This window comes from Roseivivax lentus (assembly GCF_900156805.1).
GTDB lineage: Bacteria > Pseudomonadota > Alphaproteobacteria > Rhodobacterales > Rhodobacteraceae > Roseivivax > Roseivivax lentus.
Genome location: NZ_FTOQ01000005.1, coordinates 130523 through 157034, shown reverse-complemented (window position 1 = coordinate 157034; position 26512 = coordinate 130523). Strand labels below are relative to the sequence as shown.

The window sequence follows — 26512 nt, the reverse complement described above, 5'->3', positions numbered from 1 at the left end:
ACGCAGCATTGATATATCGTTATACCTTGCGTCAAGAGTATTTTTGTTCTGAAAACGCATCGCAACGGCAGTATTTGTTCAGGAAGGCTGATTTTCCCTTGAATTCCCCAAGGGATGAGGGGCTAAATTGAGATAACGATATATCGGATATGCTCCATGAAAACCAAACCGACCCTCGGAACCGTGGCGAAAGAGGCCGGTGTCTCGATCCCGACTGTCAGCCAGGTCATGCGCGGCACCGGACGGATCTCGGATGAAACCCGCGAACGGGTCATGCGCGCGGCGAAGAAGCTGCATTATGTGCCCGACTCACGCGCCGCGTCGATGCGCTCGGGCGAGCGCCGCGAGATCGGTTTCGTGCTGAACAATTTTGCCAACCCGTTCAACGCAGAGGTCGTGAGCGGTGCCGTCGATCTTCTGGAGAACGAGGGATACCTGGTCTCGCTGCTCGATGGCCGGGACGACCCGGAGCGGCAATTCCGCCATATCGAGGTGTTCATCCGGCATGGCCGCGGCGGGCTCATGTGGGTGCCGGCCTTCGGTACGCCGCCGGAAACCTCCGACCTGCTGGCGGCGCATGGCATTCCGACCGTCGCCTTCCTGCGCCCGGCGTCGAACCGCTTCGACTATGTCGGCATCCGCAACGCCGAGGCGACGACCGAGGCGACGCGCCACCTCGCCGAACTCGGTCATACCCGTATCGCGTATCTCGGCGGCACGGACATGTCCTTTGTCCGCGAGCGACGGATCGAGGGTTACAGATCCACCATGGCGCAGCTCGGCCTCGGCCCGCCGCTCGTCTGGCCCTCACCGGATGGCCGGCGCGAAGGTATGGAGGCGATGCAGTCGTTATGTCATGCCCACCCGGACGTCACCGCGGTGGTCTGCAACGGCGACATGGTTGCGCTCGGAGCTTGCATCGCGCTGATGAAGGCGGGGCAGACCCCTGGACGGGACGTCTCGGTCGTGGGTTTCGACGATATCGACGACGCGGCTCTCGCAATTCCCCCGCTCACGACCATGGCCGTCTGTCCCAAGCGTCTGGGCATGAAGCTGGCCAGCGTGCTTCTGGAGCGCATCCGCGATCCCAATGCACCTGCCAGCATCACCGAGGTTTCCGCGACGCTCACAGTCCGAGGAACGACTGGCGCGCCCGCCCGCTAGAGGCGGAGATCGCGCCCTTCGACTGCGGCACCGGAAGTCTTCGGCGGACGTGTGCCAGCGAGTAAGCACACGATTGCTTCTTCGGCTCAGCTTCACCCGGACGCGCTATGGCATGAGCGGTCGTTTTTGGCCGACGATTCCGCCCTTTTTCCAAGCCGCACGGCAGGCTCGAGTGGCAGGAAGGTTTGAGGAAGCCATGGCGCTTCCTCCGTTCTGCCGAACGCCACGCTATCGCCGACCCGGTGTCGGCATAGGAACACTCCATGCGGCCGTGCCGCTGGTAATCTTCAGTCCCGTTTTCGATACCGCCGTCGCTGCCTCTCGCCGGCGCAGCAAGTTCGCGAAAAGATGGTGATGCGCGATCCGGCCATTCCGGCCGACCATGGTGAAGGCGCGGAGTCACCACTCTCGTATTCAGAAACGCGCCCGGTCTCCTCGGGGCACGTAGCAAATAACCGCCGATGCTGCGCTCCTGGTCTGATATCCGCATGACCGGGACTGCTTCGTTCAATCGCCAGCGGCCGAGCGAATGCCAGCCCTGATCGCGTCCGCCAATGCGCCGACCCGACGAGGTTGGGCGCGTCCCGGAGGAAACATGATCTGTAAAGGGTTTGGCGCCGCGGCGAAGTCTTCCAGAAGGGCCACCAACCGGCCAGTTGCCAAGTCCTGCCGTACATCAAGCTCGGACTTCAGAATGATGCCGTGGCCGGCCAAAGCCCAGCGGCGCACCAGATAGCCATCATTGACCACCTTGTCCCCGCGGATCGTGACCTCCTGCGCCGATGCGCCGTTTCCGAAGCGCCAGACATTGTCCAGGTTTGCGCCGAATCTCATGATCAGGCAGTTGTGCTGCGCCAGCTCTTGCGGCGTTTGCGGGGTGCCGTGCTGCTCCAGATAGGATCGCGCGGCGCAAACGATCCGGCGATAAAGACCGATACTGCGGGTACGCAGAGAGCTGTCGGTGATTGCTCCGAACCGCAGGGCAAGATCAAAGCCCTGACCCACGACATTGACATAGCCGTCTGACAAGGACAGCTCGACCGAAATCGCGGGATGGTCTTGTTTAAATCGCTCGACGATGTCGGACACAATACTGCGTCCAAGATCGACGGGAGCACTGATGCGGATCGGCCCCGAAAGCGTATCCGCGCCATGCCTGATGCGCGTATCGAGATCTTCGATCTCGGCCAGCACCGACTTTGCCCCATCGAGGAGGGTCCGCCCTTCTTCGGTCAGGCTGAGCGAGCGTGTGGTCCGATTGAACAGCACAACGCCGTAATGCGCCTCCAGCGCTGCAAGGCGCTCCGAAACGGTGGTGGCCGACAGCCCGGTTTCGCGGGCAGCGGCAACAAGGGTGCCCTTCTCGGCGATGACCTGGAACAGGCGAATGTTGTCTATGAGCATTAAGCGGTTTTTCCGGATTATTTATCCGATAATGGATCGTTTATCCGGTCATGGCAAACAGCTAACTTCCAGTTCACAAAGTTCAAACCCCGAGAGGTGACACCATGACCAAGCTGACCATCGTCGCAAACATCCATGCGAATGCAGACAAGATCGACCTCGTGAAATCCGAGCTGTTGAAGCTGATCCCGATCACCCGCGCCGAAAAGGGCTGCATCAACTACGATCTGCACCAGGACAACGAGAACCCGGCCCATTCCACCTTCTATGAAAACTGGGAAAGCCGCGAATTGTGGCAGGAGCACATGAGCGCCCCGCACCTCGCGGCCTATATTGCGGCGACCGATGGCGCGGTCGCGGAATTCACCCTCAACGAAATGACCCAGATCGAATGATCCGGGCAATATCGCCTACAGGAGGGCGCAACATGTCCGAACTCCGCAATCCCGCAGCGCCCCTGCATCCGACCGGCCTGACCGCACTCCGGAATGCCGGGTCCGCACAGATGGCAATCGACCTGCGCGCGTGGCTGCGCCGCCTGTGGGGCAGATCACCCCGCGCCTGAACACGTTTGCCTGCGCGAAGCCAAAGGCCCGGCGCCTGGGCGCCGGGACCGTCCTCTTATTTCCTAAAGACAGAACTGGAATTGATCCATGAGCATTCACCTCATCGGCTTTTCTCGACAATGCCACGCCACCAAGGCTTTTGCGCCGCACCGCACCGCGGAAATGCTGCTGCTTGAGACGCACGTCGCAGAGTTAAACTCGGACCACGAGCAATCTGATCTGCGCGGCCTCGCGTCGAGACACCGACTTGGAGACGCGCTACCTACGCCGCCTCTTTGCGATCTGCCGGCAACAGGGTAGCTCTCATCTTCGAGTTTCAGCAATGCTTCCTTGCCAGTCGCGGAATTCGCCAGATGCAGTTCCGTTCCGCTTTGCCGAACTTCGCAAGGTTACCGGTGTTCCACGATGTCGCCAATCGCCGCTTTCGGGACGCTGCATCGCAGTGCCGGCAAGGAGCGTGAATGTCCGGTATTGACCTATTCCGTTGAAAAACTCCGCTCGGCAGACGAGTTGCCTTTCGTCCAAGATTTGCCGCACGTGTGCCTGATCTTCTTCAGCAGGCGGCTTCCGGGACGGGAAGGAGCTTTATCAGCTTTCGGAAGTGCTTCGTGATCTCGAAACGCACTGGCCTCTGTGTCTTGCTTTGGATGACCGAAATGCGCTGCTTGATTTGCCTGGACGCGAAGACGTCGGCCAGCTTGAACTTTGCCGGATCACACCCTCGCAGTTTGCTGTCGATGGTGACGTTGAAGAGAGCCAGATTCCCGGTGGTTCTCGTCGATCTCAAGACGAACGCGAATGGCCCAGACGTGCTTGGGCATCAAGGGTCGCTTCTGGCCGATGAACGGCCTTTGTTCCAAGCGGGTCTGCAGGCTCAAATGGCAGGTAAGGGCACAATTGTCATGGCGGCTACTCCGATCCGCCACTCCCTGCCTCAACGCCAACCCGACGTTGGCAAAAGAGCATAACACCGAAAGGTGCGCCCGAAGAGAAGGTCTGGAAGGAGCCCGAAGTCGCAGATGCTGAGCATGGCTCCGAAGTCAGTCAGGCAGCTGAAAGCGGCCTTGGAATAGTAAGGCTGGCTGAGCACAGGAGACGTCTGTCGCAGCTCTTGGCAGCAGGTGTTCCTTGAGCGTTATGATCATCCCGGGCAGATTTGATGGAAACTGGTTTTTTGATGAATTTCACGCTGGCTGATGTGCACCCATCACCCGAACCCTGATAAACGGACTAAGCGAAACCAAGATGATTCCGACCGAGAACAGACACCATATTGCGGGTTGTTCATTCGGATTGGTCGTCAGCGTAAAAGCAAGGAATGGTCCAATCAGCAAATGGAACAACACGAAGCGCCATGCGCCGTACCAGAGCGGTAAGGCAAAGACGGCAACAAAATACGCCGGGAACCAGATGTCGATACCAAAGGTCGAGCTGATACCTTCCAGAAAACCGTTGAGCGGTAAAATCCAGCCAATGTGCCAGTCGCCTGAGATCAGGCAAATCCGCGGTCCGCAAAGTGGCGACCCTGGTGTGCAAGTGCCGAGCGCCTGTAGCGGAACCAGTTTGAGCAGCATGACCCCTGTGGCGAGTGCGGCAAGGCCATATACCCAGCGTGACTGCCATTTCGGCACCGGGGATGGCGCAATTGCCATCGCAAATGCGTTGATGAACAGCGGCTGAAAGGCAATGTGCAAGTAGGACAGCAATGTAATTGATTGGTTTGCTGGATTCGAACATTCATCCACGACTGAATATCCAACGGCTTGCAAATCCTCCATTGCGGTAAAAAAACCCAGAGTGACCCAAATTGCTTTCGGCTCGCCACGCATCGCTGTCACCGCAAGCGCAGCGCCGCCCAGTGCAACCATTCCGACGGATGCCGTTGCGCTCCAGCACATGGCAAATACCTCTTTTTCATCCCACCGTGCCGCAAGGTTGGACAAGTTAGCAAGGTCATATGGCAGCAAGTCCGATTTCACTGAAAGGCCGCGCAGGCTGGCTTGTTCAAAAAGCTTTTCGGACCATCACCATCGTGCGGCCTACTGTACGAAAAGCCGGAAAAGTACTGGGACACGACATTCGTCGATCTGAAGCGGAGGCCATCAAAGTAGACGTTCCCGACCTCTAACTGGCCGATCACACCGCGCTTTGCGTGAATGGCCGCTTCCGTGATGCGGCGGAGCGGCGGCGTCAAAAGCGGTGAACGGCAGGACCGGGCGACATCGCGGCCAAGAGGAAGGCCGAGCGACAGTGAACTTTCTTCGACATCGCCGGCCAACAACCATGTACCGACACATCTTACTGCGTACGATCCGGCTCAAGAAAGGTGTTGCGGGCCGCAACGCCAGATCTGGATGATGACAAACCCCGCCAGACGCCAAGGTCAAATGCACCTTGGCTTCCCGAGATACTTCGCGATCGCTTGGCCGCGGGTTCAGATCGTCCTGAAGGCTACGCGCCCGCCGCCTCCGATGGCGCGCGTTTGCCGGGTGCATCGGGCCATGCGGAGGGATCCGTGTCCAAGTCCGGAAACTGCGCCGGGTCGAAGACGGGCCTTGCCACACCCGCCGCCAATTGCGCTCGAAAATCGTTAATGACGCGCATCGCGATCGGGAAAAGCATCATCAGGGCGAGCAGGTTCACCACAGCAAGAATACCCATCATCGGATCGGAGAAGGAGAAGACTGCCGTTGCGCCGGGTGCAACGGCGCCGAGAAAGACGATGCCCATGATCGCCAATCTCAACACCAATACGGCTGACGGGTTTTGCGTCATGAAGGTGAGCGCATTCTCGCCCAGATAGTAATTGTACATGATCGAAGAGAACGCAAAGAGCAGGATTGCAAAAGTCAGGAAGTATTGCGCCCAGCTGCCCACGTGTTCGACCATGCTCTGCTGGGTCAAAGCCACACCATCGATGCCTTCGGCGCCGGGTGTATAAACATCCGCCAGAAGGATCACGAAGGCCGTGCAGGAGCAGATCAAGATCGTATCGATGAAGACGGAAAAGCTCTGTGTTATTCCTTGGCTTACCGGGTGCTTGACGTATGCCGTGGCCGCGACATTCGGTGCGGATCCGAGCCCCGCCTCGTTGGAAAAGAGCCCGCGGCGCAGACCCTGTGCGATGGCTGCGCCCATGCCGCCGCCGACCGCCTCGCGCCAGCCGAATGCGTTGGCGACAATATCCCAAAGCACACGCGGCAGCTCGAAGATATTCAGCACGATCACGAGCAGCGCCATGCCGATATACCCGATGGCCATGATGGGGATGATGACGTCCGCGGTCTTCGCGATCCGGTGGATACCTCCAAAGACGATCAGTCCCGTCACGGCAGCCAGCGCGATCCCGGTCCAAAGCCGGGGGATCTGCATCGAGTCAAGCGCTGCACCCGCCACGGTGTTGCCCTGGAAAGCATTGAACCCGATCGCGAAGGACGCGATCAGACACACCGCGTAGATCGTGGCCAGCCAGCGATAGTTCTCGCCAAGCCCATGGATGATCGACCGCGCGGGTCCCCCCCGATAGTCACCGTTTTCATCGGTTCTCTTGTATAGCTGCGCCAGCGTCGCCTCGACCAGCGCGGTGCACATCCCGATGAGTGCAATGACCCACATCCAGAACACCGCGCCCGGGCCACCGGCAGTGATTGCCACGGCAACCCCAGCGATGTTCCCTCCACCAACGCGTCCGCCCACGGACACGAAAAGCGCTTCGCGGGCACTGATCTTGGTCGGATCATTGTCCTCGTCGCTGCCCCACAGAACGTTGAACATCCGTTTGAAGAAGCGAAATTGTACGAACCCACTGGCCGCCGTGAAGAAAACGCCAAGAACGACCAGAAACGGGATAAGAGCCCAGCCCCAGGTCAGATCGTTGATCGCCCCGAATATCGTGTCCAGAAAACCCATCTCAAAATCCTCAATAAAATCATGCTTCAACTTATGGTGGTATCGAACGAAGCTGCAAGTCAAAGAGCGGCGCCGGCAATGCTCGACCATTCATTGAACAACACTTGTGCACGAGATGTCACCAGCGTGTCTATTTTGGCCTCCGCCATGCTGCGTGCCGGCGGTTGTTTGAGCGCGGCACGAAGCAAGGTTCGACGGGCCGTGTTTTGAAATGTAGCAGACCACCGGCCTTCTAATGGGTGGAACGTGTGAGTACGCAGCATGTTCGAACCGCAGTGCGATCCGTCGCGCAAGCGGACCTCTTTAGATGACTTGGTAGACCGTTGATTCCCAATAAATACAAACCACCGCAGATTTGGTCGGCAGCCGCTTTTTTCGTTCTCGGTTTGAACGCTATCTGAGCTGCCGTCCCCGGCACTTACTGATGCTCACATTCGACCGAGGGCAGTCACGAACGAAGCCCGCATCACATGCAAGCAACTGCCGGTTCAAGCCGATCTTAACCCTTGTGGTGCAGCTTCTCGCGTGGCTCCAATCTGCTTAAGCTTACCCCGCTTTGCGGCCATGCCTGATCGACCTAAGACCGGGCCACGACCTCTTCCACGTCTTTCTTCATGCGTTCCACAGCGACCTTCAGGTCCTCGATGAAAGCGCGCGCCACGATGGATTGCGGGGCGTAGCCGGGTGTCAGGATGGAGACGCTGTTGGTGATCGTCGGACAGAACCGTCGGATGGCCAATCGTGGTTCGCCTTGCGACTGAAGAAGGTGGCTGTAGGCCGTGATCATGTCGCAGACCATGGTGCAGACGCCGGACGCCACGAATTGAAGACCAGGCAGAAAAGTTCGGAGTTCCAGCCGTCTGTTGAAGCGGCAGCCCGCGGCCCGGAAGGCGGCTTCGGTCTGCACCGCAGTTTGGTGTTCGTCGAACAGCACGGCCATCGGTCGACCGTCAAGATCGTGCGGCGTGATGGTCCGGGCCTTGGCGAGCGGATCATCAGGCGACAACACACAGACGCATTCCAGGTTGTAGTCGATCTGCCGGATGGAGGCGCGCGGTTCGGGCGTTTCCGAGAACCCGACGTCGAATTGCTGCGAGGCGATCTGATCCTCGATCACGTCCGAGGATCGCATGATCAGGGACACGTCCAGATCGTCCCGGCCTTCGAGAAACCGCGTCAGCAGACGCGGCAGGAACACGCTGGAGGCCGCCGGGTGACAGGCGATCTGTAACTTGCCGGATTGAAGCGTGCTGATGCTTTGCAAGGTGCGCTCGGTGCGTTCGACCCTGGTCAGGATCTCTTCGCATTCTTCCAGAAAGAACCGAGCCTCGGGCGTCGGAGTGAGCTTGCCCTGGGAGCGCAGGAAAAGCGCGAAACCAAGCTGTTCCTCAAGGGTCTGAACCATCGTGGAAACGGCCGGTTGGGTCCGCCCGACCGCGCGCGCGGCACTGCTCACGGAGCCGGACCGCATCACTTCTCGAAACGTCGCCAATTGCCGAAGGGTGAGGTGCATGGGGTATAAACTCAACTGATGGAGTTAAAGATATAATCAAATTGATTTTATGAGGCCTGTCCAGTTTCATGACGCTATCCCGGCATTTCGACGGGTCGGACCGGAGGGGCGATGGATCATTTCGCGAAATACCTGCTGACGGCGTTGATCTGCATCGTGGCGTTGGGCCAGTTCGTCCAAGTCATCACGCGCTACGTGCTTCAGGTGCCCGTGATGGGCCTTGAAGAGACGATGCTCTACCCGACGCTCTGGCTGTATATCCTGGGCTCGGTCAACGCGTCGCGCGAGAACACTCATATCCGCGCCAACGTTCTGGAAATCTTCATCAAGACCAATCGCGGGCACACGATCCTCGCCATCATCGGCGAGATCATCAGCCTGATCGTCGGATTGTGGCTGCTGACATGGGCATGGGACTACACCCGCTATGCCTGGCGCGTCTGGCGCGAAAGCCCGACGCTCTACATCCCGACCTTCTATTCGGACGTGGCGCTGGTCATCGGGCTTGGGCTGATGATGGTCTATACCGCATGGCATCTTTGGCGACACATCCGCGCTCTCGGCAAAGGAGAGCTGGCATGATCGAGATCGCGCTCATCGCCATCGCCCTTCTGGTCATCACGCTGACCCTGGGCGTGCCGCTTCCCTACTGCTTCGGCGCCGCGCTCATGGTGATGTATTTCATCGGCGACGTGACGATGAAGGGCATGATGCTCTGGGGTTTCCAGCAGCTTGGAAATCCGGTTCTGCTGGCCATTCCGCTCTTCGTTCTGGCCGGGACGATCATGTCGGAATCGGGGATCGCGGCATCTCTGCTGCGCTTCGTCAATGCGTTCATCGGGCATGTTCGTGGCGGTCTCGGCGTCGTGGCCGCGGTGTCCTGCGCGGTGATCGGGGCGATTTCCGGCTCGGGCCTGACCGGCATTGCCGCCATCGGCCCGCTGCTGATCCCCGAGATGGAGAAGCGCGGCTATCCGCGGGAATACGCCACCGCGCTGATCGCCAATTCGTCGATCCTGGGACTGCTCATTCCGCCATCGGTCACGATGATCGTCTATGGCTGGGTGACCGATACCTCGATCCTGGCCTGCTTCCTCGCAACGCTCGGGCCAGGCCTCTTGATCATGGTCGCCTTCTCGGTGATCAACCTCGTGATGTCCCGCAAGTTCAACCTCGTGCTGGACGACAAGCCGACCTTTTCCGAGCTGAGCGGCGAAGTCGCGCGCCGCGGCATCCACGCCTTTCCCGCGCTTCTGATGCCGGTGATCATCCTGGGCGGGATCTATGGCGGCGTAATGACCCCGACCGAGGCCGCGGCCGTCGCGGTCATCTACGCCGTGCCGGTGGGCTTTCTCATCTACAAGGGCCTCCGGCTCGAGAATTTCCTGTCCGCCGGCCGCGAGGCGGCCACCGCGGTCGGCGCGATCATGATGATGATACTGTTCTCCATGATCCTCAGCCAGATGTTCGTCTATGAAAGCATCCCGCAGCAGCTGGTACAGGGCATCTTCTCGATTACCGAGAACAAGGTCCTGCTGCTGATCATGATCAACATCCTGCTGTTTCTCGTGGGGATGGTCGTCAACGACGTGACCGCGATCATCCTGATCGCCCCGCTGCTTCTGCCGCTAATGAACGCGATCGGGGTCAGCCCGGTCCAGTTCGCGGCCATCATGGGCGTGAACACCGCGATGGGCGGCGTGACGCCGCCCTATGCCTCGATCCTCTATCTGGGCGCGCGGATTGGCAAGGTGAAGGTGACCAAGGTCATCCCGCCCGCGATGAAGCTCATCCTGTTCGGCTACGTGCCGGTGGTCTTCCTGACCTCGCTCTGGCCCGACCTGTCTCTCTTCCTGCCGCGTTTCTTTGGCTACGACGTGGCGCCCTGACCCCCTGACCAACTTCATTCAACAAGGAGGACTTACCATGAAACATGTATTCCTGACGACGGCTGCGGCAGCGCTGATGGCGCTTGGCAGCTACGCCGAGGCGCAAGACCTCAAGATGAGCCACGTGCGCCCGCAGGACGCCACCATCGACGTGGAACTGCGCGCCTTTTCCGAGGCCGTGTCCGAGGCAACCGGCGGCGAAGTGACCATCAACCTGTTCCCGGCCTCCGCGCTTGGCGATTATACCACCGTGCAGGAGCGTATCAGCGTGGGCGCCATCGACATGGCGACCCAGCCTGCCGCAACCGCCGCCGACCGGCGGATGCAGATCTCCTCCTTCCCCTATCTTGCGGGCAACTGGGACCAGGCCCGCGCGGTCTACGGCCCTGGCGGTGTCGTGCGCGAGGTGATGGCCGAGCTCTACGCCGAGCAGGACATCACCATGCTCGCGGCCTATCCGGTCTATTTCGGCGGCATCTCCCTGAACGTTGAGCACCCGAATCCGGGCTCGGTCGAGCCGAGCGGCATCAAGGTGCGGGTGCCCGGCATCAAGAGCTTCCAGCTGACCGGCGAGGCCTTGGGATACATCCCGTCGCCCATCCCCTTCTCCGAGGCCTTCACGGCCGTGCAGACCGGCGTGGTCGATGGGGTCATCGGGTCCGGCGCGGAGGGCTACTATGCCTCCTTCCGTGACGTGACGCGCACCTACATCCCGGCCAATACCCATTTCGAAGTCTGGTACATGATCATCTCGAACGAAAGCCTCGCGGGTCTGTCGGATGAGCAGCAAGCGGCACTGGTCGAGCAAGCCGCGGATTTCGAAGCCACCCGCTGGGAGGTTGCCGAAGCCGATCAGGGCCGAAACGAGCAGCGTCTCGTGGACGAGCTTGGCGCGACACTGGTCGAGCTGAGCGAGGAAGATCTGTCCGCGATGGCCGCCAAGGTGCGCGCGGATGTCTGGCCTGCGGTGCTGGAAGATGTCGGCGCTGAGTGGGGCCAGTCGATCCTCGACAGGGTGGCCGCCGGAGGCAGCTGATCCGCATCACGGGGCAGGGCGGCCTGGCCGCCCTGCCTTGACCCTTCAGCCACGGAAAGACGCAATGGAAACCGATTATGCCATCATCGGGGGCGGAGTTGTCGGCCTCTCGGTCGCCTGGGGCCTGCTGAAGCGCGGTCGCACGGTGACGGTTCTCGACGGTGACGATGGCGCGTTCCGTGCAAGCCGGGGCAATTTCGGACTGGTCTGGGTCCAGTCCAAGGGAATGGAACAGCCGCGCTACGCTCGGTGGTCCCAGCAATCCGCCGCGATCTGGGCCGAGTTCGCCGAGGAGCTGGGGCACAATACCGGGCAAGCCGTCCCGCTCGAACAGAAGGGCGGGTACGATCTGCACTTCTCCGAAGAGACGCTGCAGGCCACGGTCGAGAAATATGAAGATCTGAAAGCGAAGCTGGACGGCGACTACCCCTTCGAGGTGCTCGGCCACAACGCCCTGCGCAAGGAAGAGCCGCATATCGGCCCCAAGGTCGTCGGGGCTATTCTGCACCATCAGGATGGCCACGCGAATCCCCTACAGCTGCTGCGGGCGCTCGCGGCCGATGTGCGCCGGATGGGTGGGCGCGTATTGACAGGCAAGACCGTCACCGATGTCACCAAACCGGACGCGTTTCTTATTGCTTGCGCCGACGGCACCGAAACCCGTGCGGGCAAGGTCATCCTGTCCGCGGGCCTCGGCGCGACGGAGCTTGGTCCGAAGCTGGGCTTCAAGGCGCCCATCCGCCCGCAGCGTGGGCAGGTTCTGATCACCGAGAAGCTGCCCAAGCTCATCAACCGTCCCTCCCTGATCGCCCGTCAGGTCGACGAGGGCGGCATTCAGATCGGGGCGACGAACGAAGAGGTCGGCCTCGACGACCGCGTGACGCAGCCGGGCCTGTCCGGACTCGCCGCCGAAGCGATCGCCGCCTATCCCGCGTTGGCCAAGGCGCAGCTCGTGCGCTCCTGGGGCGCGCTGCGGGTGCTCTCGCCGGACGGGCTGCCGATCTACCAGGAAAGCCCGGAGATGCCGGGTGCCTATCTCGTCACCTGTCACAGCGGCATCACCCTTGCCGCCGCCCATGCACGCCTCTTGCCTGACTGGCTCGAAGGCACCGACGCCGCGCCCGATTTGGAGGTGTTCAGTGAAGCAAGATTTGCCGTTTCTTGAGATGGAAGGCACGCCGCGCGTCCCGGTCGTCCTTGATGGCACGCCCATTGACCTGCCCGATGGCGCCAACCTCGCCGCGGCCCTGCTGGCGGCGGGCGTGGATGTGTTCCGCCAGACGCCCGTGTCCGGCGCGCCGCGTGGCCCGTTTTGCATGATGGGTGCCTGTTTCGATTGTCTCGTGGAGATCGACGGGGTCGCGCGGCAAGCCTGCATGATGCAGGTCGCCCATGGCTTGCAGATCACCCGCCCCCAAGGCCGCACCGCCGCATATGGAGGCGATGATGAGCCCGCGTGATCTTGTCGTCATCGGCGCGGGCCCTGCCGGTATGGCGGCCGCGGCCAAGGCCGCGAAGTTGGGCCTCGGCGTCGCGATCCTCGATGAACAACCGCAGCCCGGCGGGCAGATCTACCGCGATGTGGACCGTGTCGCGCCTTTGCGCGGGGATATCCTCGGCGCGGACTACGCCCATGGCACGACGCTGACGGAAGGGCTGCGCGACGCGGGGGTCGATCACATCCCCGGCGCCGTCGTCTGGGCGATCGAGGACGGATTTCGCATCTCCTACACCAAGGAGGGACGCGGCGCCCAGATCGCCGCGGATCGCATCCTGCTGGCCACGGGCGCGTTGGAGCGACCCATGCCGGTACCCGGCTGGACCCTGCCGGGCGTCATGACCGCCGGAGCCGGGCAGATCCTGCTCAAGCAGTCGGGGGTTCTGGCCCGCGATGCGGTTCTCGTGGGCTCCGGTCCGCTTCTTTACCTGATCGCGGCCCAGATGGTGCGGGCCGGTACGCCGCCCCGCGCGATGGTCGAGACTCAAAGCGCGCATGACCTGATGCGCGCCGCCCGTCATATTGGCGGGGCGATGCGCGGCTGGCCCTACTTCGCCAAGGGCTTGCGCATGCTGGCCGAGATCACCCGTGCGCGCGTGCCGCGCTATACCGGCGCGACGGACATCGCCATCGAGGGCACCGACCGGGCCGATGCTGTTACCTTCACCCTGAAAGGGCGCGCACATCGGCTCTCCTGCCGGACGGTCTTTCTGCATCACGGCGTGGTGCCCAACACGCAGGCGGCCCGCTCCATCGGCGTCAGCCATGGATGGGACGCGGCGCAGGCCTGTTTCGTCCCGAAGGTGAACAGCTGGGGCGAAAGCGATGTCCCGGGTGTCTTCATCGCGGGGGACGGGACCGGGATCGGCGGAGCCAAAGCCGCCGAGATCGCCGGGGAAATCGCGGCGCTGAAAGTGGCGCAGGATGCGGGCCGCATCGCGATCGAGGCGCGGGACCGTCAGGCGGCACGGCTGCGCGCAGCGGCCGCGCGCGAGATGGCCGCGCGCCCGTTCCTCGACCGAGCCTATCCGCCCTTCGCCGAGGCCCTCGCGCCGGCCGATGCGACGGTCATTTGCCGCTGCGAAGAGGTGACGGCGGGCGATATCCGCGGATATGCCCGTCTGGGATGCCGCGGCCCCAATCAGGCCAAGGCCTTCGGTCGCTCCGGCATGGGGCCGTGCCAGGGCCGGTATTGCGGTCTGACGGTGACGGCACTTCTCGCGGAGGCGAATGGACAGAGCCCCGATGCGACAGGATATTTCCGCATTCGAGCGCCGCTCAAACCGGTGACGCTGGGCGAGCTTGCCGCCATGGACGAAATCGCGCAGGACGCCGCGGAATAGGAGAGGAACATGATTGAACGGATCGATACCGGCCAGCGGATGAGCAAGATCGTCAAGCATAACGGCGTGGCGTATCTCTGCGGCCAGGTCGGGGAGGGGGCCAATGTGGCCGACCAGACCCGCGATTGCTTGTCGCGGATGGATGCACTTCTGACCAAGGCCGGCTCATCGCGGAAACAGATGCTTCAAGCGGTGATCTGGCTCGCCGACATGGCTGATTTCGCTGAGATGAACGCTGTCTGGGACGCCTGGGTGCCCGAGGGCCACGCGCCGGCGCGGGCCTGCGGCGAAGCGGCTCTCGCCCGCCCCGAATTGAAGGTCGAGATCATTGTGACCGCCGCTTGCTGAGAATGTCACCGTGGATGGACGGCATGGTGAGGCCCGCGAATGGCGGTTCGCCGTCACCGAGGCGCATTTCCAGCAGATATCGCGCCACTTTGTCCCACCGCGCCCGGAGGATGGGTGCGACGTGCAAGTCCACCGCCCTGACACAGCGCACTGACCAGCGAGAAGTCGGTGACACTAACCGACCTTGGTTTGAAAGGCCGGTTCTCTACCCGCTGCCGCCACAGTTCATGACATCCGGCAATTCGCGGCGCAGAAAGGCGGCGAATGCGTCGACTTGAGGCGGGTTTCCTCGTCGCTCGTGCATCAAAAGGCTGATTTCCGGAAACCCAGCGGTCCAGTCCGGAAGCAGGCGGCTCAGCCGCCCTGCCGCGACATCCGCGGCGCAGACATAGGCGGGCAGGGCCACCACGCCGAGCCCCGCCGCGGCCGCCTCCTTCAAGGAAACCATATCATCGCAGCGCATGCGTACGGCGTATTGAACCGAGGCGGTGCTTCCACCAGCTCCCTGCAACGACCAGGTGCTGCTTCCGGGGCGCCAGCCAAGCGCAAGACCGGGCTGGCCATCGAGGTCGCTCGGTGATGCAGAGGCCCCGAGGTGTTTCGCGAGGCCGGGTGAACCAAACAGGTGCCGCGGGACATCCGTGATGCGCCGCTGGATCAGGCCGGAGTCGGGCAGCAACTTGGCATGGCCCCGGATGGCCAGGTCGATGCCATCGCCGATCATGTCGGAATAGTCGTTCGAGGCATGAAGGCGCAGGACGACGCGCGGGTTCCCGGCCAGGAATCGCGGCAGGATCCGGCTGAGCGCGAATTGCGCAACTCCGACCGAACAGGACAGGGTAACGGTGCCCTCCAGCGCGTGCTTGTCTTTGCGCACGGCCTTCTCGGCGGCCACCATACATTCCAGAGCCATCTTGGCGTGACGATAATAGGCCTCGCCCGCCTCCGTCAGCGACATGTGTCGTGAATCCCGGTTCAGGAGGCGGGTGCCAAGGGTCTCTTCGAGGGTCTTCACCTGCCGACTGATGCGCGATTTGGGAATGCCCAGCGTCCGAGCTGCCGCCGAGAACCCCTGCTTCTCAACGACATGCACGAGGTAGTAGGCGTGATTGAGGTCCATGGTACCGCCGATCTCGCTTGCTTCTGTCGTTCTAAATACAGAACGAAGGGTTCTGAAATCAACGTGTTCTCCGCACCTCGTCCCATCCGTAGGTTCATATTCAGCACAGGAGGCGAATATGACTATGCAACACAGACCTCGAACCCACGCGCCCCGCGCCGCGATCGCTGCGGTCCAACACGGGGAGACAATGACCCGCGGCACGGGCTTCGAGGCACTCAGCTTCGTCCACCGCCAGCTCGACGGTCTGATGGACCCGCTGATCATGGTCGATCACTTCACCATGACCGAGCCGACCTTTTCACCCCACGCGCATGCCGGGATCTCGGCGGTCAGCGTACTCTTCGCGGACAGCACCGGTAGCTTTCGGAACAGGGACTCGCTGGGGAACGACATCGAACTCGCCCCAGGCGATCTCTACTGGCTGACGACCGCCCGCGGCGCGGTGCATGACGAGGCGCCGACCCCCGGATCACAAACCCACGCCCTGCAGATCTTCGTGAACCTGCCGGCGGCCCAGTAGCTGGACGCACCCAGTGCGCGCCATGTCGCCGCCACCGAGACGCCGGTTATCCAAGGCCCGGGCCATCGGGTGCGGGTGATGACCGGCCGAAGCAACGGCGTCGTCGGTGCCACCCCGCCCGCCATGTCCTTCACCATTCTCGATATTGCGCTGCAGGCGGGAGGCCAGTTCACCCATCGTGCTGTGCCCTGAGACGCAACCTGGCTGCATCTCATCCGCGGTGAGGTCGAGGTCGAGCTCGACGGAACTCGCCACCGGCTGAGCCGCGAAGCAGCGCTGGCCACGCACGGTGCCGAGGAGATCCGCCTGATGAGCGACACATTCGGTCAGGCCGTCCTCTTGGGCGGCACGCCCTTTCGCGAACCCTTCGTGCAGAAGGGCCCGTTCGAGATGCATGACGCGGATCAATTGGAGGCCGTCATCGCCGCCCACGCTGCCGGCAAATTGGGCAGCATCGACTGAGCGCCCCTTTCACCCTGAACCGAAACTCCAACCAACCCACTCAAGAGAATCAGGAAATCAAGATGACCTATATCAATCCCGAATTCATGACCCAGGACAACACCGCGCTCGTCCTGGTCGACCACCAGGTCGGCCTGATGACCGGCGTGCGAGACTATCCGGTCGCTGAGCTCAAGCACAACGTCGTCGGGTTGGCCAAGGCCGCCAAGGCATTGGGTCTGCCGATCGTCACCACCACCACCTCGGCCGAGACGCTCTTGGGGCCCGCCTTTCCCGAGCTGGTCGAAGCGCTTCCCGACAACGCGTTTATCGACCGCACCTCGGTCAACGCGTGGGATGACCCGCGCGTGGCCGCGGCGATCGAGGCGACGGGCAAGCAGAACCTGATCTTCGCCGGCGTCTCGCTCGAGGTCTGCACCGCCTTCCCGGCGATGACCGCGCAACGCAAGGGCTACAACGCCTATGTGGCCATGGACGCATCGGGCACGTTCAACCAGACCAAGCGCGAAACCGGGCTGCTGCGCCTGTCGCAGGCCGGCGTGGTTGTCGCCGACGGTGCAAGTCTGATGGTCGAGATCCTGGCCGACAATGCCCGCGCGGTCGCCGGCGAGGTCTACGGCGCCCTCGACATGAACTGGGCGATGCTGGTCGGACAGGTCCGGGCCAGCGCGGTGCCCGCCGACAAGGCGGCCTGATCACGGTCAAGGCGGCGTCTCCTCATGTGGAACGCAGGGGCCTCCGCCTCGATCAGATCCAACCCTCGAAAGCCATTTCAAACAGACGGGAGAAACCCCATGAAAATCCTAAATTTGGAGCAAGCAACAGCAGGACATCCATCAACAAAGCCCTGGCGCGGTTTACCGCGACACTGGTCCCCAGGGCCGAGATCGAGGTCCTGGACCTGGGCGACTACGATTTGTCGATCTTCAGCGAAGATCTCGAGAAGGAGATTGGCCAACCGGCTGCGGCCAAGGCGTTCTTCAAGAAGATCGGTGCCGCCGACGCGGTGATTGTTTCCTTCGCGGAACACAACGGATCCTATTCCGCCGCCTACAAGAACCTCTTCGACTGGGCGAGCCGGATCAATCAGAAGGTGTTCCAGGACAAGCCGACTGTCTTCCTCGCGACCTCGCCGGGTCCCGGGGGCGCGGGCAGCGTGCTGGCATCCGCGAAAGGCTCGGCTCGCTTCTTCGGGGTGGACCTGAAGGCGGCCGTTTCCGTTGCCAACTTCTACGACGTGTTCGATGCCGAGACCGGGCGCATAACGGAAGCGAGCGCGCTGGCAGACCTGACCGCCGCCGCCAAGGCCCTGACCGTTCGAGAGGTGGCCTGACATGATAAATCGCAAGCATGTGCAGCGGCTTTCAAGCTCTTTGGTTATGTCGTCATTCATGTCGATGGCATTGTCAGACGTGTTCAGCTTCCTCGAGTTCGGGATCTCATGGACGTGGCTAGACGTCTGGGGACAGAGCATCCTGGTCGCCCTGCCGATCGCGTTCTCTCTGGACATGCTACTTGGGGGCAAGCTCCGCGCCTTCTCAGGCAAGCTGGCCGACAAGGCAGCAAGCGCCTGGCCATGATCGTTCAAGTTCGGAAAGGAGGCACAGCCTTTCCGGACTTGATGCGGTGCAAGCCGCCGGCCCAATCGGCCTGTCAATGGCCCAAAAAGGAAACCCGAACATGACGTATTCCACAGGATCCCCCGCCACCCTCCGCCTCGCCGGACTGCTCTACCTGGTGATTATCGCCTGCGGCATCAGTGCTGAAATCCTGCTCCGCGGCCCACTTGTCGAATGGGCGATCCAACCGCCACCGCGAGCGCCATTCGGAATGAACTTGGCACGTTCCGAATGGCCATCGCGGCGGATATCGTGATGGCGGCAGCGGATGCGGCGCTGGCCATCCTGCTTTACGTCATCTTCCGCCCGGTCGCGCCAGTCCTGGCGCTCGCTGCGATGGTGTTCAGGCTGATCCAGTCCGTGATGATCGCCATGAACCTAATGCACATGCAATCCGCGCTTCTCCTGATCACGGGCGCGCCCGGCCTTGCCACCCCGGGGGCAAATGCGATGGCCCTTCACGCGTTGAACCTGCATGCCCATGGCTACGACCTTGGACTCTTATTCTTCGCGATCAACAGCCTGCTGACCGGCGTCCTGATCTGGGTCTCGGGCCTGTTCCCACGCATTATTGGGGCCGGGATCGCTGCGACGGGGATCGTCTACCTCGTTGGCAGTTCGCTGCGGTTCTTCGCGCCTCTCCTGTTCGACGCCTTCACCCCGCCTATGGTGTGACCATCCTCGCCGAAGTCGCGTTCTGCCTTGTCCTGCTCTCAGGTTGGACGCGGCAAGGGCGGGTACGGGGCGCTTGACGCAGGCGGTCGGCCTGCAGATCGGCGCGGGGCTCCACACGCCGCAGGCTTTGATTCGAACAGAAGGGGTCAACCTAAGTCCGCCTTCGCCAAGCTCAATGACTTGTCTCCAAGGCAAGGCGTTACGTTGCCGGATCAACGTCGCTTAAAATATCGCGTTGCCTTGCAACATCCCTGCATTGCTTGCCCTTGAATGGGCTGCCTGCTGACATCGCCAATTTGATGGTGCCGCCGGCTGACCATGCCCTTTACGGAAAGAAACATCTTGCTCCGACTGAACACCAAGACCTGCATTATGGCCGGGGCAGGGCACGGCATCGGAGCCGCGATCATGCGGGCCTGCGCCCGGCAGGGCGCTGAACTGAGAAACTGGAACGGCACGAAAGCGTGACAGGTCCAACTGACAGCGAGCCGTAAAAGGGCCGCCTAGGCCCGCAAAAGCCAATGAATGCTGGTAGGCCCGGCAGCAGCAACAACCCATATAAAAATCAATGACTTAGGTGTCCTTAGGCAACGATTTTTGGGCACGCAAGCTGGGTCAGAATGTTACAGTATGGGACAAACTGCAAAGTCTACCCAAACGTCCAAGTTTGGAACGCAGTCTTCTGGGAGCCTGGGTTGAATCGCTCTTTGTGCGCTTAAATAAAAAGTGCAGTGACCGGTCGCGATGACTGCTGCGATCAGAAAGCTTCTTCCGAGGTAAAGAGGAAAATAAATTTAAAAACAATAACTTATGGCAGATATCGGCAAGCGAAATTCTGTGCTGCACTAGGATGTTCGGGGCCGGACAAGGCAGTATTTCCTGCGGATTTGAGGTGGTAGACAGTTCTTTCGAGCGGTGTTTTGAAGCGGTCGACCGATAATTTGTAAAAAAGTCAAAGGAGTAGCGCTTTGCGTGTGATTTTGCCTAGGCAGTTCCGTGCAGAAGAACTGTTTCAACAAGTTGAAGTTAGTTTCGGACGCTTTGAGTCAATTCCAGACGAAGTCGAGTTCGACTTTTCCGGGCTGAGGTTTGCGCGCCCGTCTGGAATTGTGTTTTTGAGCAATCTCACACGGTTCTTGGTTAGACATGGATGTACGGTTCGCTACATCGGAATGAACAAACGCAGTGATGCGATCAGGTTCTTGGATGACTCACAGTTCTTTCAGCAACATCTTGGGCGGACACTGAGAGATGACTGCGCGACACGGCAGACTACGCAGCCCCTCATGGAGGTTCGCCATCAAGATTCGCACGGATGGATCGGGTTTACCCTAGTACCATGGCTGTCCGCCTGCTCTGGGGTGCCAGTGGAGCAGATGGCTGAGTTTCGGACATGCATTTCAGAACTTTTTAACAACATCTCCGACCATACTGAACTCGATGTCGGGAGTATTTTTGCTCAATGGTACCCGCAGGAGCATAGGCTCGAAATGTGCTTAGCAGACTTCGGCTCTGGTATACCAGCGACGGTAGGCCGCGTCAGGGAAAACTTGACTGACGAGGAAGCGATATCACTCGCATTTGAAGATGGCTTTACCTCAAAAAGTTTAGAAACAAATCAAGGGGTTGGGTTGTACTACCTGCAGGTGCATGTGGTTCAAAATCTCGGGGGCGTACTGTCATGCCAGTCGTCTGGCGGGGGTGTTCGGATCGAAAAAAATGGAAATTCCGTCACGAAAGTGCCATACAGATACTCAGGGTACTGTCCTGGGACGCTGATCCAGATGAGCTTCAACACGGACAAATTTAGCGAGTTTGAGGACGAGGGAGGAGAGTTCGAATGGTGATTGTCGTCAAACAAATTGTTTCGAGCTGTGACACGTCCTCACAGGGAGCCGAGGTTTACTCGAAGCTTCGCGATAGCTTACGTATGAATGTAGCCTTTACGGTCGACTTTATCGACATCCCAAATGTAACTTCATCTTTTGTAAACACAGCTTTCGTGCCTTTGCTGACTGAGTTTTCCTTTTCGGAGGTCAAAGCTCGAATGAGTGTTATCAATGCAAATCGGCAGGTAGCTAGTATGCTTCGTGATCGGATGTTGAAGGAAAGCAAACGTATGAGGCTGGCGGCTTAGCAACATTATTCCTTCAATTTTAAGATTTACGCTTTGCTGAGGTTTTTTCTGTTGGCTTCCAATAAGTCGTTAGTCAAGAAGTCCGCCCGTTAGGTCCTCAAAATCAGAATCCAAAGTTTGATGGTTGCTCTCTAAGAGTAACTTGCCTTGATATTCGCACCGATCCAAGAAGTTTGAATACCAACTCATCATTTTTCGGCGTTCCGGAAGATACTCAGCGTGATTATACGCATTTCGCACTGTATTTTGACTAACATGAGCCAACTGTCGTTCGATTGCGTTAGGGCGCCATAGGCCTGACTCATTAAGAATTGTTGAGGCTGTCCCGCGGAAACCATGTACCGTAGCTCTTGAGTGGTAACCCATTCTGTAAAGGCTATAAATCATGGTGTTTGAGCTCATCGAGAAAAGCCGCCCACCATCGCTTCTATCTATTAGAATCTGAAACTGTGATGCGGTACTGTTTGTAAGTGGAACCAAATGGTCGCGCGCCATCTTCATCCGAGCAGCTGGTAACCTCAGCAAGCGATTTTCTAGGTCTATATCCTCTTTTTTTATGCCTAAAAGTTCACTAGTCCTCAGTATAGTGTGCATGATGAGTTTCAAAGCAATTCGGGTATCGCACTCTCCTTCGTATTCGTGGAGCCTAGAAAAGAACGTGGGCAGCTCGTCGGCTTTGAGCTTGGCATGATGTTTTACTGGAGGATTCTTTTTTAAACTCTTTTCTAGTCCAGATGCGGGATTCCCGTCGATTATTTCTTCATTCATCGCATACATAAAAATATTCTCTGCATATTGTTTGACGCGCTTTGCCATGTCGACTGCTCCGCGTTCTTCTATGGCGCGCAGTGCCTCAAGAACATCTTTGCGAGTTATCCCAACTATTGGCCGTGTGCCGAATTGGCTGTTTAAATCAGCGTCTATGCGAGACCAGACCCGCGTAGCGTAAGCTTGGCTCCACCCGTGCTTTTGATTGTCAAACCATGCCTTCGCTACAGTCTGGAAGTTGTCTGGTCCGAGTTCAGTGAGATCTACACTTGCGGGGTTGTGGTTCCCCTTAACGGCTAGTGCAGCTGCGTCTGCCAGCGCGCGCGCTTCCGTTAGTCCGACTGTCGGGAAGTCACCCAGCCAAAATCTCTTCTGCTGGCCCTGCAGCCGATAGCGATAACACCACCTTCTCTTACCGTTGGGCCATACCACGAAAGACAAGCCGTTTCGGTCGGCCCGTTCATATCGTTTCTTTGTAGGCTTAGCGTTTACGCATTCGAGCTGGGTAAGGGGCATGAGACGCACACGTTGATGGTGATCTCCCTTTATAGCCCAGGTGGCACAGTGCGCCAATAGGTGGCACAAAATGGTGGCATGGGTTTAGAGTTCTATAGATGCCCCGCGGAGTCGGCAATTGTAAGCAATTGAAATAACAGTAAAAATTATTATCGTAGAGCAGTTGGTGGCACAGCTGGTAGGCCCGGCAGGACTCGAACCCGCAACCAAAGCGTTATGAGCGCTCTGCTCTAACCAATTGAGCTACAGGCCCCAGCGGACCCCGGAGTAGCAGACCGTCCATCCGGGTCAAGCGCGTCGTTGCAGGGCGTGGTACGATGGGCTATCGCGTCCCCGGACCTGTCATGCCCAGCGGAGAGCCATCATGAGCCAAGGCAAACCCCCGATCACCTATGCCGATGCGGGCGTTGACATCGATGCGGGCAATGCGCTCGTGGAGCGGATCAAGCCCGCCGCGAAGCGCACCGATCGCGCGGGCACGATGTCCGGGCTCGGCGGCTTCGGGGCGCTCTTCGACCTCAAGGCGGCGGGCTACAGCGATCCGGTGCTGGTGGCCGCGACCGACGGGGTGGGCACCAAGCTGCGCATCGCCATCGATACCGGCCATTACGACAGCGTCGGCATCGACCTGGTCGCGATGTGCGTGAACGACCTCGTCTGCCAGGGGGCGGAACCCTTGTTCTTCCTCGACTATTTCGCGACCGGTAAGCTCGAGCTCGACGCCGCCGCGGCGGTGATCGAAGGCATTGCCGAGGGCTGCGAGGCCGCCAATACCGCGCTCATCGGCGGCGAGACCGCCGAGATGCCGGGCATGTATCCGCCGGGCGATTTCGACCTCGCGGGATTTGCCGTGGGTGCGATGGAACGCGGCGCGGCGCTGCCCGCGGATGTGGGCGAAGGCGATGTCTTGCTGGGCCTCGCCTCGAACGGCGTGCATTCCAACGGCTACAGCCTCGTGCGCAAGCTCGTGGAACGCTCGGGCCTCGGCTGGGACGCACGCTGCCCCTGGGGCGAGGGCACGCTCGGCGGCGCGCTCTTGTCGCCCACAAGGCTCTACGTGACGCCCTGCCTGGGCGCGATCCGCGCGGGCGGGGTGCATGCGCTGGCCCATATCACCGGCGGCGGGCTGACCGAGAACCTGCCGCGCGTGCTGCCGCCGAGCCTCGGCGCCGAGATCGACCTCGGGGCCTGGGACCTGCCGCCGGTCTTCGGCTGGCTGCAGGCGCAGGGCGCGCTCGAGGCGGCGGAGATGCTGAAGACCTTCAATTGCGGCATCGGCATGGTGCTCGTCGTGGCCGCCGACCGCGCGGACGCCATCGTCGACGGGCTCAGCGATGCGGGCGAACGGGTCACCGTGATCGGCCGCGTCGGCGGCGCGCCGGGCGTGCGCTATGCGGGCGATCTTGCATGAAGCGTGTCGCGGTGCTGATCTCCGGCGGCGGCTCGAACATGGTGGCGCTGGCTGAAAGCATGAAAGGCGATCATCCGGCCCGGCCAGTCCTGGTGCTGGCCAACAGCGCCGATGCGGGCGGGCTCGACAAGGCGCGCGGCCTCGGGATCGAGGCGGATCACGTCGATCACCGTCCGTTCAAGGGCGACCGCGCGGCTTTCGAGGACGTGCTGCACGACCGGCTGATGCAGGCCCGCCCCGACATCCTGTGCCTCGCGGGATTCATGCGGGTTCTCACCGAGGGCTTCGTGTCGCGCTGGCAGGGCCGGATGCTCAATATCCATCCCTCGCTGCTGCCGAAATATCGTGGGCTGCACACCCATGCCCGCGCCATCGAAGCGGGCGACAGGGAGCATGGCTGCACCGTGCACGAGGTCACACCCGCGCTTGATGACGGCCCGATCCTGGGACAGGCCCGCGTGCCCATCCAGCCCGGCGATACCGCCGAGACGCTGGCCGCGAAGGTGCTGGAGCAGGAGCACCGCCTCTATCCCGCCTGCCTGCGCCGCTTTGCCGCCGGCGACCGCAGCCGCGTCGATCTCTGACGCCCCGACCGCCCCCGGTCGCACGCCCCGGATCGCACCGCCGCACTCCATTGCATGCCCCGCGCGATCGGGTAGGGTGCCCGGACGACATATCCCTTGAAAGAGCCGTATGCAGACGATCACCCGGACCGAAGAGCTTGCCGCGTTTTGCGCCCGCGCCCATGAGGCGCCCTATGTGACGGTCGATACCGAATTCCTCCGCGAGCGGACCTATTATTCCAAACTCTGCCTCGTCCAGCTGGCCCTGCCGCCCGCGGATGACGCCGATGGCGATGCGGTACTCGTCGATCCGCTGTCGCCCGATCTGTCGCTCGACCCGCTGGTGGCGCTTTTTCGCGACACCTCGGTCGTGAAGGTGTTCCACGCCGCGCGGCAGGATCTGGAGATCTTCTCGATCGAGTTCGGCGTCATCCCCGAGCCCCTCTTCGACACGCAGGTGGCGGCGATGGTCTGCGGCTTCGGCGAACAGGTGGGCTACGAGACGCTGGTCAAGCGCATCGCGCGCGCGAGCCTCGACAAGTCCTCGCGCTTCACCGACTGGTCGCGCCGCCCGCTCACCGAGGCGCAGAAGGTCTATGCGCTGGCGGATGTGACCCATCTGCGCAAGATCTATGAGTTTCTCGAGAAGAAGCTGCGCGATACCGGGCGGCACCGCTGGGTTGCCGAGGAATTGGCGCTGCTGGGCGATCCCGCCACCTATGTCACCCATCCCGAAGATGCCTGGCGCCGGGTGAAGACCCGCAATGCCAGCCCGCGCTTCCTTGCCATCCTGCGCGAGCTCGCGGCCTTCCGCGAAACCTACGCCCAGGCGCGCAACGTGCCGCGCAACCGGGTGTTCAAGGACGACGCGCTGGTGGAACTGGCCTCGACCAAACCCGCAAGCGCCGAGGATCTGGGCCGGTCGCGCCTGTTGCTGCGCGAGGCGCGCAAGGGCGAAATCGCGCAAGGCATCCTCGATGCGGTGGCGCGCGGGCAGGCCATGGACAAGGACGATCTGCCGAAGATCGAGGGCGGGCCCGACAAGGGGCAGGTGAACCCGGCGCTGGCCGATCTCCTGCGCGTGCTGTTGAAGGCGCGGACCGAAAGCTCAGGCGTGGCGCCGAAGCTCATCGCACCCAGTGCCGACCTCGACGCGCTGGCCAGCGGGGACCGCGACGTGCCGGCGCTGAAGGGCTGGCGCCGCGAGGTCTTCGGCGAGGATGCGCTGCGGCTCTGCGAGGGGCGGATCGCGCTGGCCGCCGATGGCAGCAAGGTCGCGGTGATCGAGCTCTAGGAGATGCGCCAGACGGTCTGACTTTCGACGGGCGCCCCACAAGGGGCTTGCGGACATGGGACTCGAGGATCAAGCGCCGCGCAGGCAATGCGCCTCAGCGGCGGGAGACCAGCGCATTGCCCGCGCCGCGCACCTCGATCTCGCGGATGCCCGACAGTTCCTGATCGGTGAGATAGACCGCAACCGAAACGCTGCGCGCATCGGGGCCGGTGCCCGCGGGGCCGGGGGCCAGCCGGGCCTCCAACGTGTAGACCAGCCGCGCATTGTCGTCGATTTCCACCGGCGTCAGCCGCGCCTCGAAGCGTCCGGGCGTGGGCGCGAGGCCCACCGCGGTCACGATGGCCCCGCCGGGGCGGCGCAGGATGGCCAATTCGGCGATCTCGGCGATGGGACGGCCCTGGTAGACCTCCTCGTCGCTGTTGCGCAGGAAGCTTACGCCGCGCCGGCGTTCGGGGATCAGCGGGTTCACCTCCGCCGCGCTGCCCGCCTCTGCGGCGACCGGGGCGGGCTGCGAATTGCCGAACCAGTTGAACGGATTGAGCCGTGTCGCGCAGCCCGGCAATGCCAGCCCCGCGGCAAGACAGATCACGAGCGGTATTCTGATCGACATCCGGCCCCTCCCGCTTCCCCGCGAAGCGTTTCCCTTCAACTAGCCGATTGATCGGCCTCTGAAAAGCCCATCCGCCCGCCCTCGGGGACTGGACGCGGGGCCCGGGCGTCCTTACCTCAGGGACTGAGCAAATGACGGGGATCG

General features: G+C 61.3%; 32 protein-coding genes, 1 tRNA gene and 1 pseudogene. 23 read left to right on the top strand and 11 right to left on the bottom strand.

The features are described from left to right. Nucleotides 1-156: 156 nt before the first annotated feature. Nucleotides 157-1164: a LacI family DNA-binding transcriptional regulator gene (locus BW990_RS11250; protein ID WP_076448130.1), complete on the top strand. Its 1008-nt coding sequence runs from the start codon at nt 157-159 to the stop codon at nt 1162-1164. A gap of 507 nt (nt 1165-1671) precedes the next feature. On the opposite strand, the gene BW990_RS11245 is transcribed toward BW990_RS11250, so the two are convergent. Beyond that, a complete protein-coding gene (locus tag BW990_RS11245; RefSeq protein ID WP_076448129.1) occupies nt 1672-2568 on the bottom strand; it encodes a LysR family transcriptional regulator in 897 nt (298 codons plus the stop codon). 104 nt (nt 2569-2672) lie between these two features. On the opposite strand from BW990_RS11245, the gene BW990_RS11240 reads away from it, so the two are divergent. The 4 genes from BW990_RS11240 (at nt 2673) to BW990_RS22110 (ending at nt 3746) form a co-directional block, all read left to right on the top strand. Next, the gene (locus BW990_RS11240; protein WP_076448128.1) at nt 2673-2963 is read left to right on the top strand and encodes a putative quinol monooxygenase; all 291 of its coding nucleotides are present in this window, start codon (nt 2673-2675) and stop codon (nt 2961-2963) included. Between the two features lie 32 nt (nt 2964-2995). Beyond that, nucleotides 2996-3133: a hypothetical protein gene (locus BW990_RS21850; protein WP_159441633.1), complete on the top strand. Its 138-nt coding sequence runs from the start codon at nt 2996-2998 to the stop codon at nt 3131-3133. Between the two features lie 88 nt (nt 3134-3221). Beyond that, complete coding sequence (locus BW990_RS21845) at nt 3222-3434, top strand: hypothetical protein (protein ID WP_159441632.1); 213 nt, start codon at nt 3222-3224, stop codon at nt 3432-3434. Nucleotides 3435-3539: 105 nt separating this feature from the next. Next, a complete protein-coding gene (locus tag BW990_RS22110; protein ID WP_200798043.1) occupies nt 3540-3746 on the top strand; it encodes a hypothetical protein in 207 nt (68 codons plus the stop codon). Here the strand turns inward: BW990_RS22110 and BW990_RS22260 are convergent. The 6 genes and pseudogenes from BW990_RS22260 to BW990_RS11220 form a co-directional block, all read right to left on the bottom strand. Further along, nucleotides 3718-4008 (bottom strand): annotated as a pseudogene (locus tag BW990_RS22260) (integrase); the annotation flags it as partial. The gene BW990_RS22110 and the pseudogene BW990_RS22260 overlap by 29 nt on opposite strands. Before the next feature lie 310 nt (nt 4009-4318). Further along, on the bottom strand, nt 4319-5077 hold the full coding sequence (locus tag BW990_RS11230; protein ID WP_234990226.1) for a DUF5765 domain-containing protein: 759 nt from the start codon (nt 5075-5077) through the stop codon (nt 4319-4321). Between the two features lie 32 nt (nt 5078-5109). After that, nucleotides 5110-5412: a hypothetical protein gene (locus BW990_RS21345; RefSeq protein ID WP_143526156.1), complete on the bottom strand. Its 303-nt coding sequence runs from the start codon at nt 5410-5412 to the stop codon at nt 5110-5112. Nucleotides 5413-5585: 173 nt separating this feature from the next. After that, entirely contained in the window at nt 5586-7073 is a 1488-nt protein-coding gene (locus BW990_RS11225; RefSeq protein ID WP_234990225.1) for an alanine/glycine:cation symporter family protein, read from the bottom strand. Nucleotides 7074-7102: 29 nt separating this feature from the next. Then, nucleotides 7103-7336: a hypothetical protein gene (locus BW990_RS21340; RefSeq protein ID WP_143526155.1), complete on the bottom strand. Its 234-nt coding sequence runs from the start codon at nt 7334-7336 to the stop codon at nt 7103-7105. Between the two features lie 284 nt (nt 7337-7620). After that, nucleotides 7621-8556, bottom strand: coding sequence for a LysR family transcriptional regulator (locus BW990_RS11220; RefSeq protein WP_076448125.1), 936 nt, complete (start codon nt 8554-8556; stop codon nt 7621-7623). A gap of 111 nt (nt 8557-8667) precedes the next feature. On the opposite strand from BW990_RS11220, the gene BW990_RS11215 reads away from it, so the two are divergent. The 7 genes from BW990_RS11215 to BW990_RS11185 all read left to right on the top strand — a co-directional run bounded on the left by BW990_RS11215 (nt 8668) and on the right by BW990_RS11185 (nt 14670). Then, nucleotides 8668-9138, top strand: a complete 471-nt coding sequence (locus BW990_RS11215; protein WP_076448124.1) for a TRAP transporter small permease — start codon at nt 8668-8670, stop codon at nt 9136-9138. Continuing rightward, nucleotides 9135-10445: a TRAP transporter large permease gene (locus BW990_RS11210; RefSeq protein WP_076448123.1), complete on the top strand. Its 1311-nt coding sequence runs from the start codon at nt 9135-9137 to the stop codon at nt 10443-10445. The genes BW990_RS11215 and BW990_RS11210 overlap by 4 nt, the downstream gene beginning before the upstream one ends. 37 nt (nt 10446-10482) lie before the next feature. Then, a complete protein-coding gene (dctP, locus tag BW990_RS11205; protein ID WP_076448122.1) occupies nt 10483-11481 on the top strand; it encodes a TRAP transporter substrate-binding protein DctP in 999 nt (332 codons plus the stop codon). A 64-nt stretch (nt 11482-11545) separates the two neighbouring features. After that, complete coding sequence (locus tag BW990_RS11200; RefSeq protein ID WP_076448121.1) at nt 11546-12646, top strand: NAD(P)/FAD-dependent oxidoreductase; 1101 nt, start codon at nt 11546-11548, stop codon at nt 12644-12646. Beyond that, nucleotides 12621-12941 (top strand): (2Fe-2S)-binding protein, encoded by a 321-nt coding sequence (locus tag BW990_RS11195; RefSeq protein ID WP_076448120.1) that lies wholly within the window; start codon nt 12621-12623, stop codon nt 12939-12941. Before BW990_RS11200 ends, BW990_RS11195 begins: the two co-directional genes overlap by 26 nt. Then, nucleotides 12928-14322: an FAD/NAD(P)-dependent oxidoreductase gene (locus tag BW990_RS11190; protein ID WP_076448167.1), complete on the top strand. Its 1395-nt coding sequence runs from the start codon at nt 12928-12930 to the stop codon at nt 14320-14322. The genes BW990_RS11195 and BW990_RS11190 overlap by 14 nt, the downstream gene beginning before the upstream one ends. A gap of 9 nt (nt 14323-14331) precedes the next feature. After that, nucleotides 14332-14670, top strand: a complete 339-nt coding sequence (locus BW990_RS11185) for a RidA family protein (protein WP_076448119.1) — start codon at nt 14332-14334, stop codon at nt 14668-14670. Between the two features lie 205 nt (nt 14671-14875). On the opposite strand, the gene BW990_RS11180 is transcribed toward BW990_RS11185, so the two are convergent. Beyond that, a complete protein-coding gene (locus BW990_RS11180; protein WP_076448118.1) occupies nt 14876-15790 on the bottom strand; it encodes a LysR substrate-binding domain-containing protein in 915 nt (304 codons plus the stop codon). 118 nt (nt 15791-15908) lie between these two features. Here BW990_RS11180 and BW990_RS11175 point away from each other — a divergent pair, with 118 nt between their 5' ends. The 8 genes from BW990_RS11175 (at nt 15909) to BW990_RS11140 (ending at nt 21206) form a co-directional block, all read left to right on the top strand. Further along, nucleotides 15909-16313: a pirin family protein gene (locus tag BW990_RS11175; RefSeq protein WP_076448117.1), complete on the top strand. Its 405-nt coding sequence runs from the start codon at nt 15909-15911 to the stop codon at nt 16311-16313. A gap of 204 nt (nt 16314-16517) precedes the next feature. After that, on the top strand, nt 16518-16775 hold the full coding sequence (locus tag BW990_RS11170) for a pirin-like C-terminal cupin domain-containing protein (protein WP_083950566.1): 258 nt from the start codon (nt 16518-16520) through the stop codon (nt 16773-16775). Between the two features lie 86 nt (nt 16776-16861). After that, a complete protein-coding gene (locus BW990_RS11165) occupies nt 16862-17470 on the top strand; it encodes an isochorismatase family protein (protein WP_234990224.1) in 609 nt (202 codons plus the stop codon). A 26-nt stretch (nt 17471-17496) separates the two neighbouring features. Then, nucleotides 17497-18108, top strand: a complete 612-nt coding sequence (locus BW990_RS11160; protein WP_200798042.1) for an NADPH-dependent FMN reductase — start codon at nt 17497-17499, stop codon at nt 18106-18108. Nucleotide 18109: 1 nt separating this feature from the next. After that, nucleotides 18110-18355 (top strand): DUF2798 domain-containing protein, encoded by a 246-nt coding sequence (locus BW990_RS11155; RefSeq protein WP_076448115.1) that lies wholly within the window; start codon nt 18110-18112, stop codon nt 18353-18355. Nucleotides 18356-18625: 270 nt separating this feature from the next. Next, nucleotides 18626-19069, top strand: a complete 444-nt coding sequence (locus BW990_RS22255; protein ID WP_234990223.1) for a DUF4386 domain-containing protein — start codon at nt 18626-18628, stop codon at nt 19067-19069. Nucleotides 19070-20037: 968 nt separating this feature from the next. Then, on the top strand, nt 20038-20916 hold the full coding sequence (locus BW990_RS11145; protein WP_076448114.1) for an ATP-binding protein: 879 nt from the start codon (nt 20038-20040) through the stop codon (nt 20914-20916). After that, on the top strand, nt 20910-21206 hold the full coding sequence (locus tag BW990_RS11140; RefSeq protein ID WP_076448113.1) for an STAS-like domain-containing protein: 297 nt from the start codon (nt 20910-20912) through the stop codon (nt 21204-21206). The genes BW990_RS11145 and BW990_RS11140 overlap by 7 nt, the downstream gene beginning before the upstream one ends. A 69-nt stretch (nt 21207-21275) precedes the next feature. Here the strand turns inward: BW990_RS11140 and BW990_RS11135 are convergent, their stop codons facing one another. After that, nucleotides 21276-22490: a tyrosine-type recombinase/integrase gene (locus tag BW990_RS11135; RefSeq protein ID WP_076448112.1), complete on the bottom strand. Its 1215-nt coding sequence runs from the start codon at nt 22488-22490 to the stop codon at nt 21276-21278. A 176-nt stretch (nt 22491-22666) separates the two neighbouring features. After that, a tRNA-Ile gene (locus BW990_RS11130) sits at nt 22667-22743 on the bottom strand. A 111-nt stretch (nt 22744-22854) separates the two neighbouring features. Between BW990_RS11130 and purM the strand changes: the two genes are divergently transcribed. The 3 genes from purM to rnd all read left to right on the top strand — a co-directional run bounded on the left by purM (nt 22855) and on the right by rnd (nt 25758). After that, entirely contained in the window at nt 22855-23901 is a 1047-nt protein-coding gene (gene purM, locus BW990_RS11125; RefSeq protein WP_076448111.1) for a phosphoribosylformylglycinamidine cyclo-ligase, read from the top strand. Further along, the gene (gene purN, locus BW990_RS11120; protein ID WP_076448110.1) at nt 23898-24485 is read left to right on the top strand and encodes a phosphoribosylglycinamide formyltransferase; all 588 of its coding nucleotides are present in this window, start codon (nt 23898-23900) and stop codon (nt 24483-24485) included. Before purM ends, purN begins: the two co-directional genes overlap by 4 nt. A gap of 109 nt (nt 24486-24594) precedes the next feature. Then, the gene (gene rnd / locus BW990_RS11115; protein ID WP_076448109.1) at nt 24595-25758 is read left to right on the top strand and encodes a ribonuclease D; all 1164 of its coding nucleotides are present in this window, start codon (nt 24595-24597) and stop codon (nt 25756-25758) included. A gap of 94 nt (nt 25759-25852) precedes the next feature. On the opposite strand, the gene BW990_RS11110 is transcribed toward rnd, so the two are convergent. Next, complete coding sequence (locus tag BW990_RS11110) at nt 25853-26368, bottom strand: hypothetical protein (protein WP_083950565.1); 516 nt, start codon at nt 26366-26368, stop codon at nt 25853-25855. Between the last annotated feature and the right edge of the window lie 144 nt (nt 26369-26512).

Bases quoted from the DNA above. Each gene is read 5' to 3' on its own strand.
- BW990_RS11250 (WP_076448130.1), top strand. From the start codon at position 157: ATGAAAACCAAACCGACCCTCGGAACCGTGGCGAAAGAGGCCGGTGTC.
- BW990_RS11245 (WP_076448129.1), bottom strand. From the start codon at position 2,568: ATGCTCATAGACAACATTCGCCTGTTCCAGGTCATCGCCGAGAAGGGC.
- BW990_RS11240 (WP_076448128.1), top strand. From the start codon at position 2,673: ATGACCAAGCTGACCATCGTCGCAAACATCCATGCGAATGCAGACAAG.
- BW990_RS21850 (WP_159441633.1), top strand. From the start codon at position 2,996: ATGTCCGAACTCCGCAATCCCGCAGCGCCCCTGCATCCGACCGGCCTG.
- BW990_RS21845 (WP_159441632.1), top strand. From the start codon at position 3,222: ATGAGCATTCACCTCATCGGCTTTTCTCGACAATGCCACGCCACCAAG.
- BW990_RS22110 (WP_200798043.1), top strand. From the start codon at position 3,540: ATGTCGCCAATCGCCGCTTTCGGGACGCTGCATCGCAGTGCCGGCAAG.
- BW990_RS11220 (WP_076448125.1), bottom strand. From the start codon at position 8,556: ATGCACCTCACCCTTCGGCAATTGGCGACGTTTCGAGAAGTGATGCGG.
- BW990_RS11215 (WP_076448124.1), top strand. From the start codon at position 8,668: ATGGATCATTTCGCGAAATACCTGCTGACGGCGTTGATCTGCATCGTG.
- BW990_RS11210 (WP_076448123.1), top strand. From the start codon at position 9,135: ATGATCGAGATCGCGCTCATCGCCATCGCCCTTCTGGTCATCACGCTG.
- dctP (WP_076448122.1), top strand. From the start codon at position 10,483: ATGAAACATGTATTCCTGACGACGGCTGCGGCAGCGCTGATGGCGCTT.
- BW990_RS11200 (WP_076448121.1), top strand. From the start codon at position 11,546: ATGGAAACCGATTATGCCATCATCGGGGGCGGAGTTGTCGGCCTCTCG.
- BW990_RS11190 (WP_076448167.1), top strand. From the start codon at position 12,928: ATGAGCCCGCGTGATCTTGTCGTCATCGGCGCGGGCCCTGCCGGTATG.
- BW990_RS11185 (WP_076448119.1), top strand. From the start codon at position 14,332: ATGATTGAACGGATCGATACCGGCCAGCGGATGAGCAAGATCGTCAAG.
- BW990_RS11180 (WP_076448118.1), bottom strand. From the start codon at position 15,790: ATGGACCTCAATCACGCCTACTACCTCGTGCATGTCGTTGAGAAGCAG.
- BW990_RS11175 (WP_076448117.1), top strand. From the start codon at position 15,909: ATGACTATGCAACACAGACCTCGAACCCACGCGCCCCGCGCCGCGATC.
- BW990_RS11165 (WP_234990224.1), top strand. From the start codon at position 16,862: ATGACCCAGGACAACACCGCGCTCGTCCTGGTCGACCACCAGGTCGGC.
- BW990_RS11155 (WP_076448115.1), top strand. From the start codon at position 18,110: ATGATAAATCGCAAGCATGTGCAGCGGCTTTCAAGCTCTTTGGTTATG.
- BW990_RS22255 (WP_234990223.1), top strand. From the start codon at position 18,626: ATGGCCATCGCGGCGGATATCGTGATGGCGGCAGCGGATGCGGCGCTG.
- BW990_RS11140 (WP_076448113.1), top strand. From the start codon at position 20,910: ATGGTGATTGTCGTCAAACAAATTGTTTCGAGCTGTGACACGTCCTCA.
- BW990_RS11135 (WP_076448112.1), bottom strand. From the start codon at position 22,490: ATGCCCCTTACCCAGCTCGAATGCGTAAACGCTAAGCCTACAAAGAAA.
- purM (WP_076448111.1), top strand. From the start codon at position 22,855: ATGAGCCAAGGCAAACCCCCGATCACCTATGCCGATGCGGGCGTTGAC.
- purN (WP_076448110.1), top strand. From the start codon at position 23,898: ATGAAGCGTGTCGCGGTGCTGATCTCCGGCGGCGGCTCGAACATGGTG.
- rnd (WP_076448109.1), top strand. From the start codon at position 24,595: ATGCAGACGATCACCCGGACCGAAGAGCTTGCCGCGTTTTGCGCCCGC.
- BW990_RS11110 (WP_083950565.1), bottom strand. From the start codon at position 26,368: ATGTCGATCAGAATACCGCTCGTGATCTGTCTTGCCGCGGGGCTGGCA.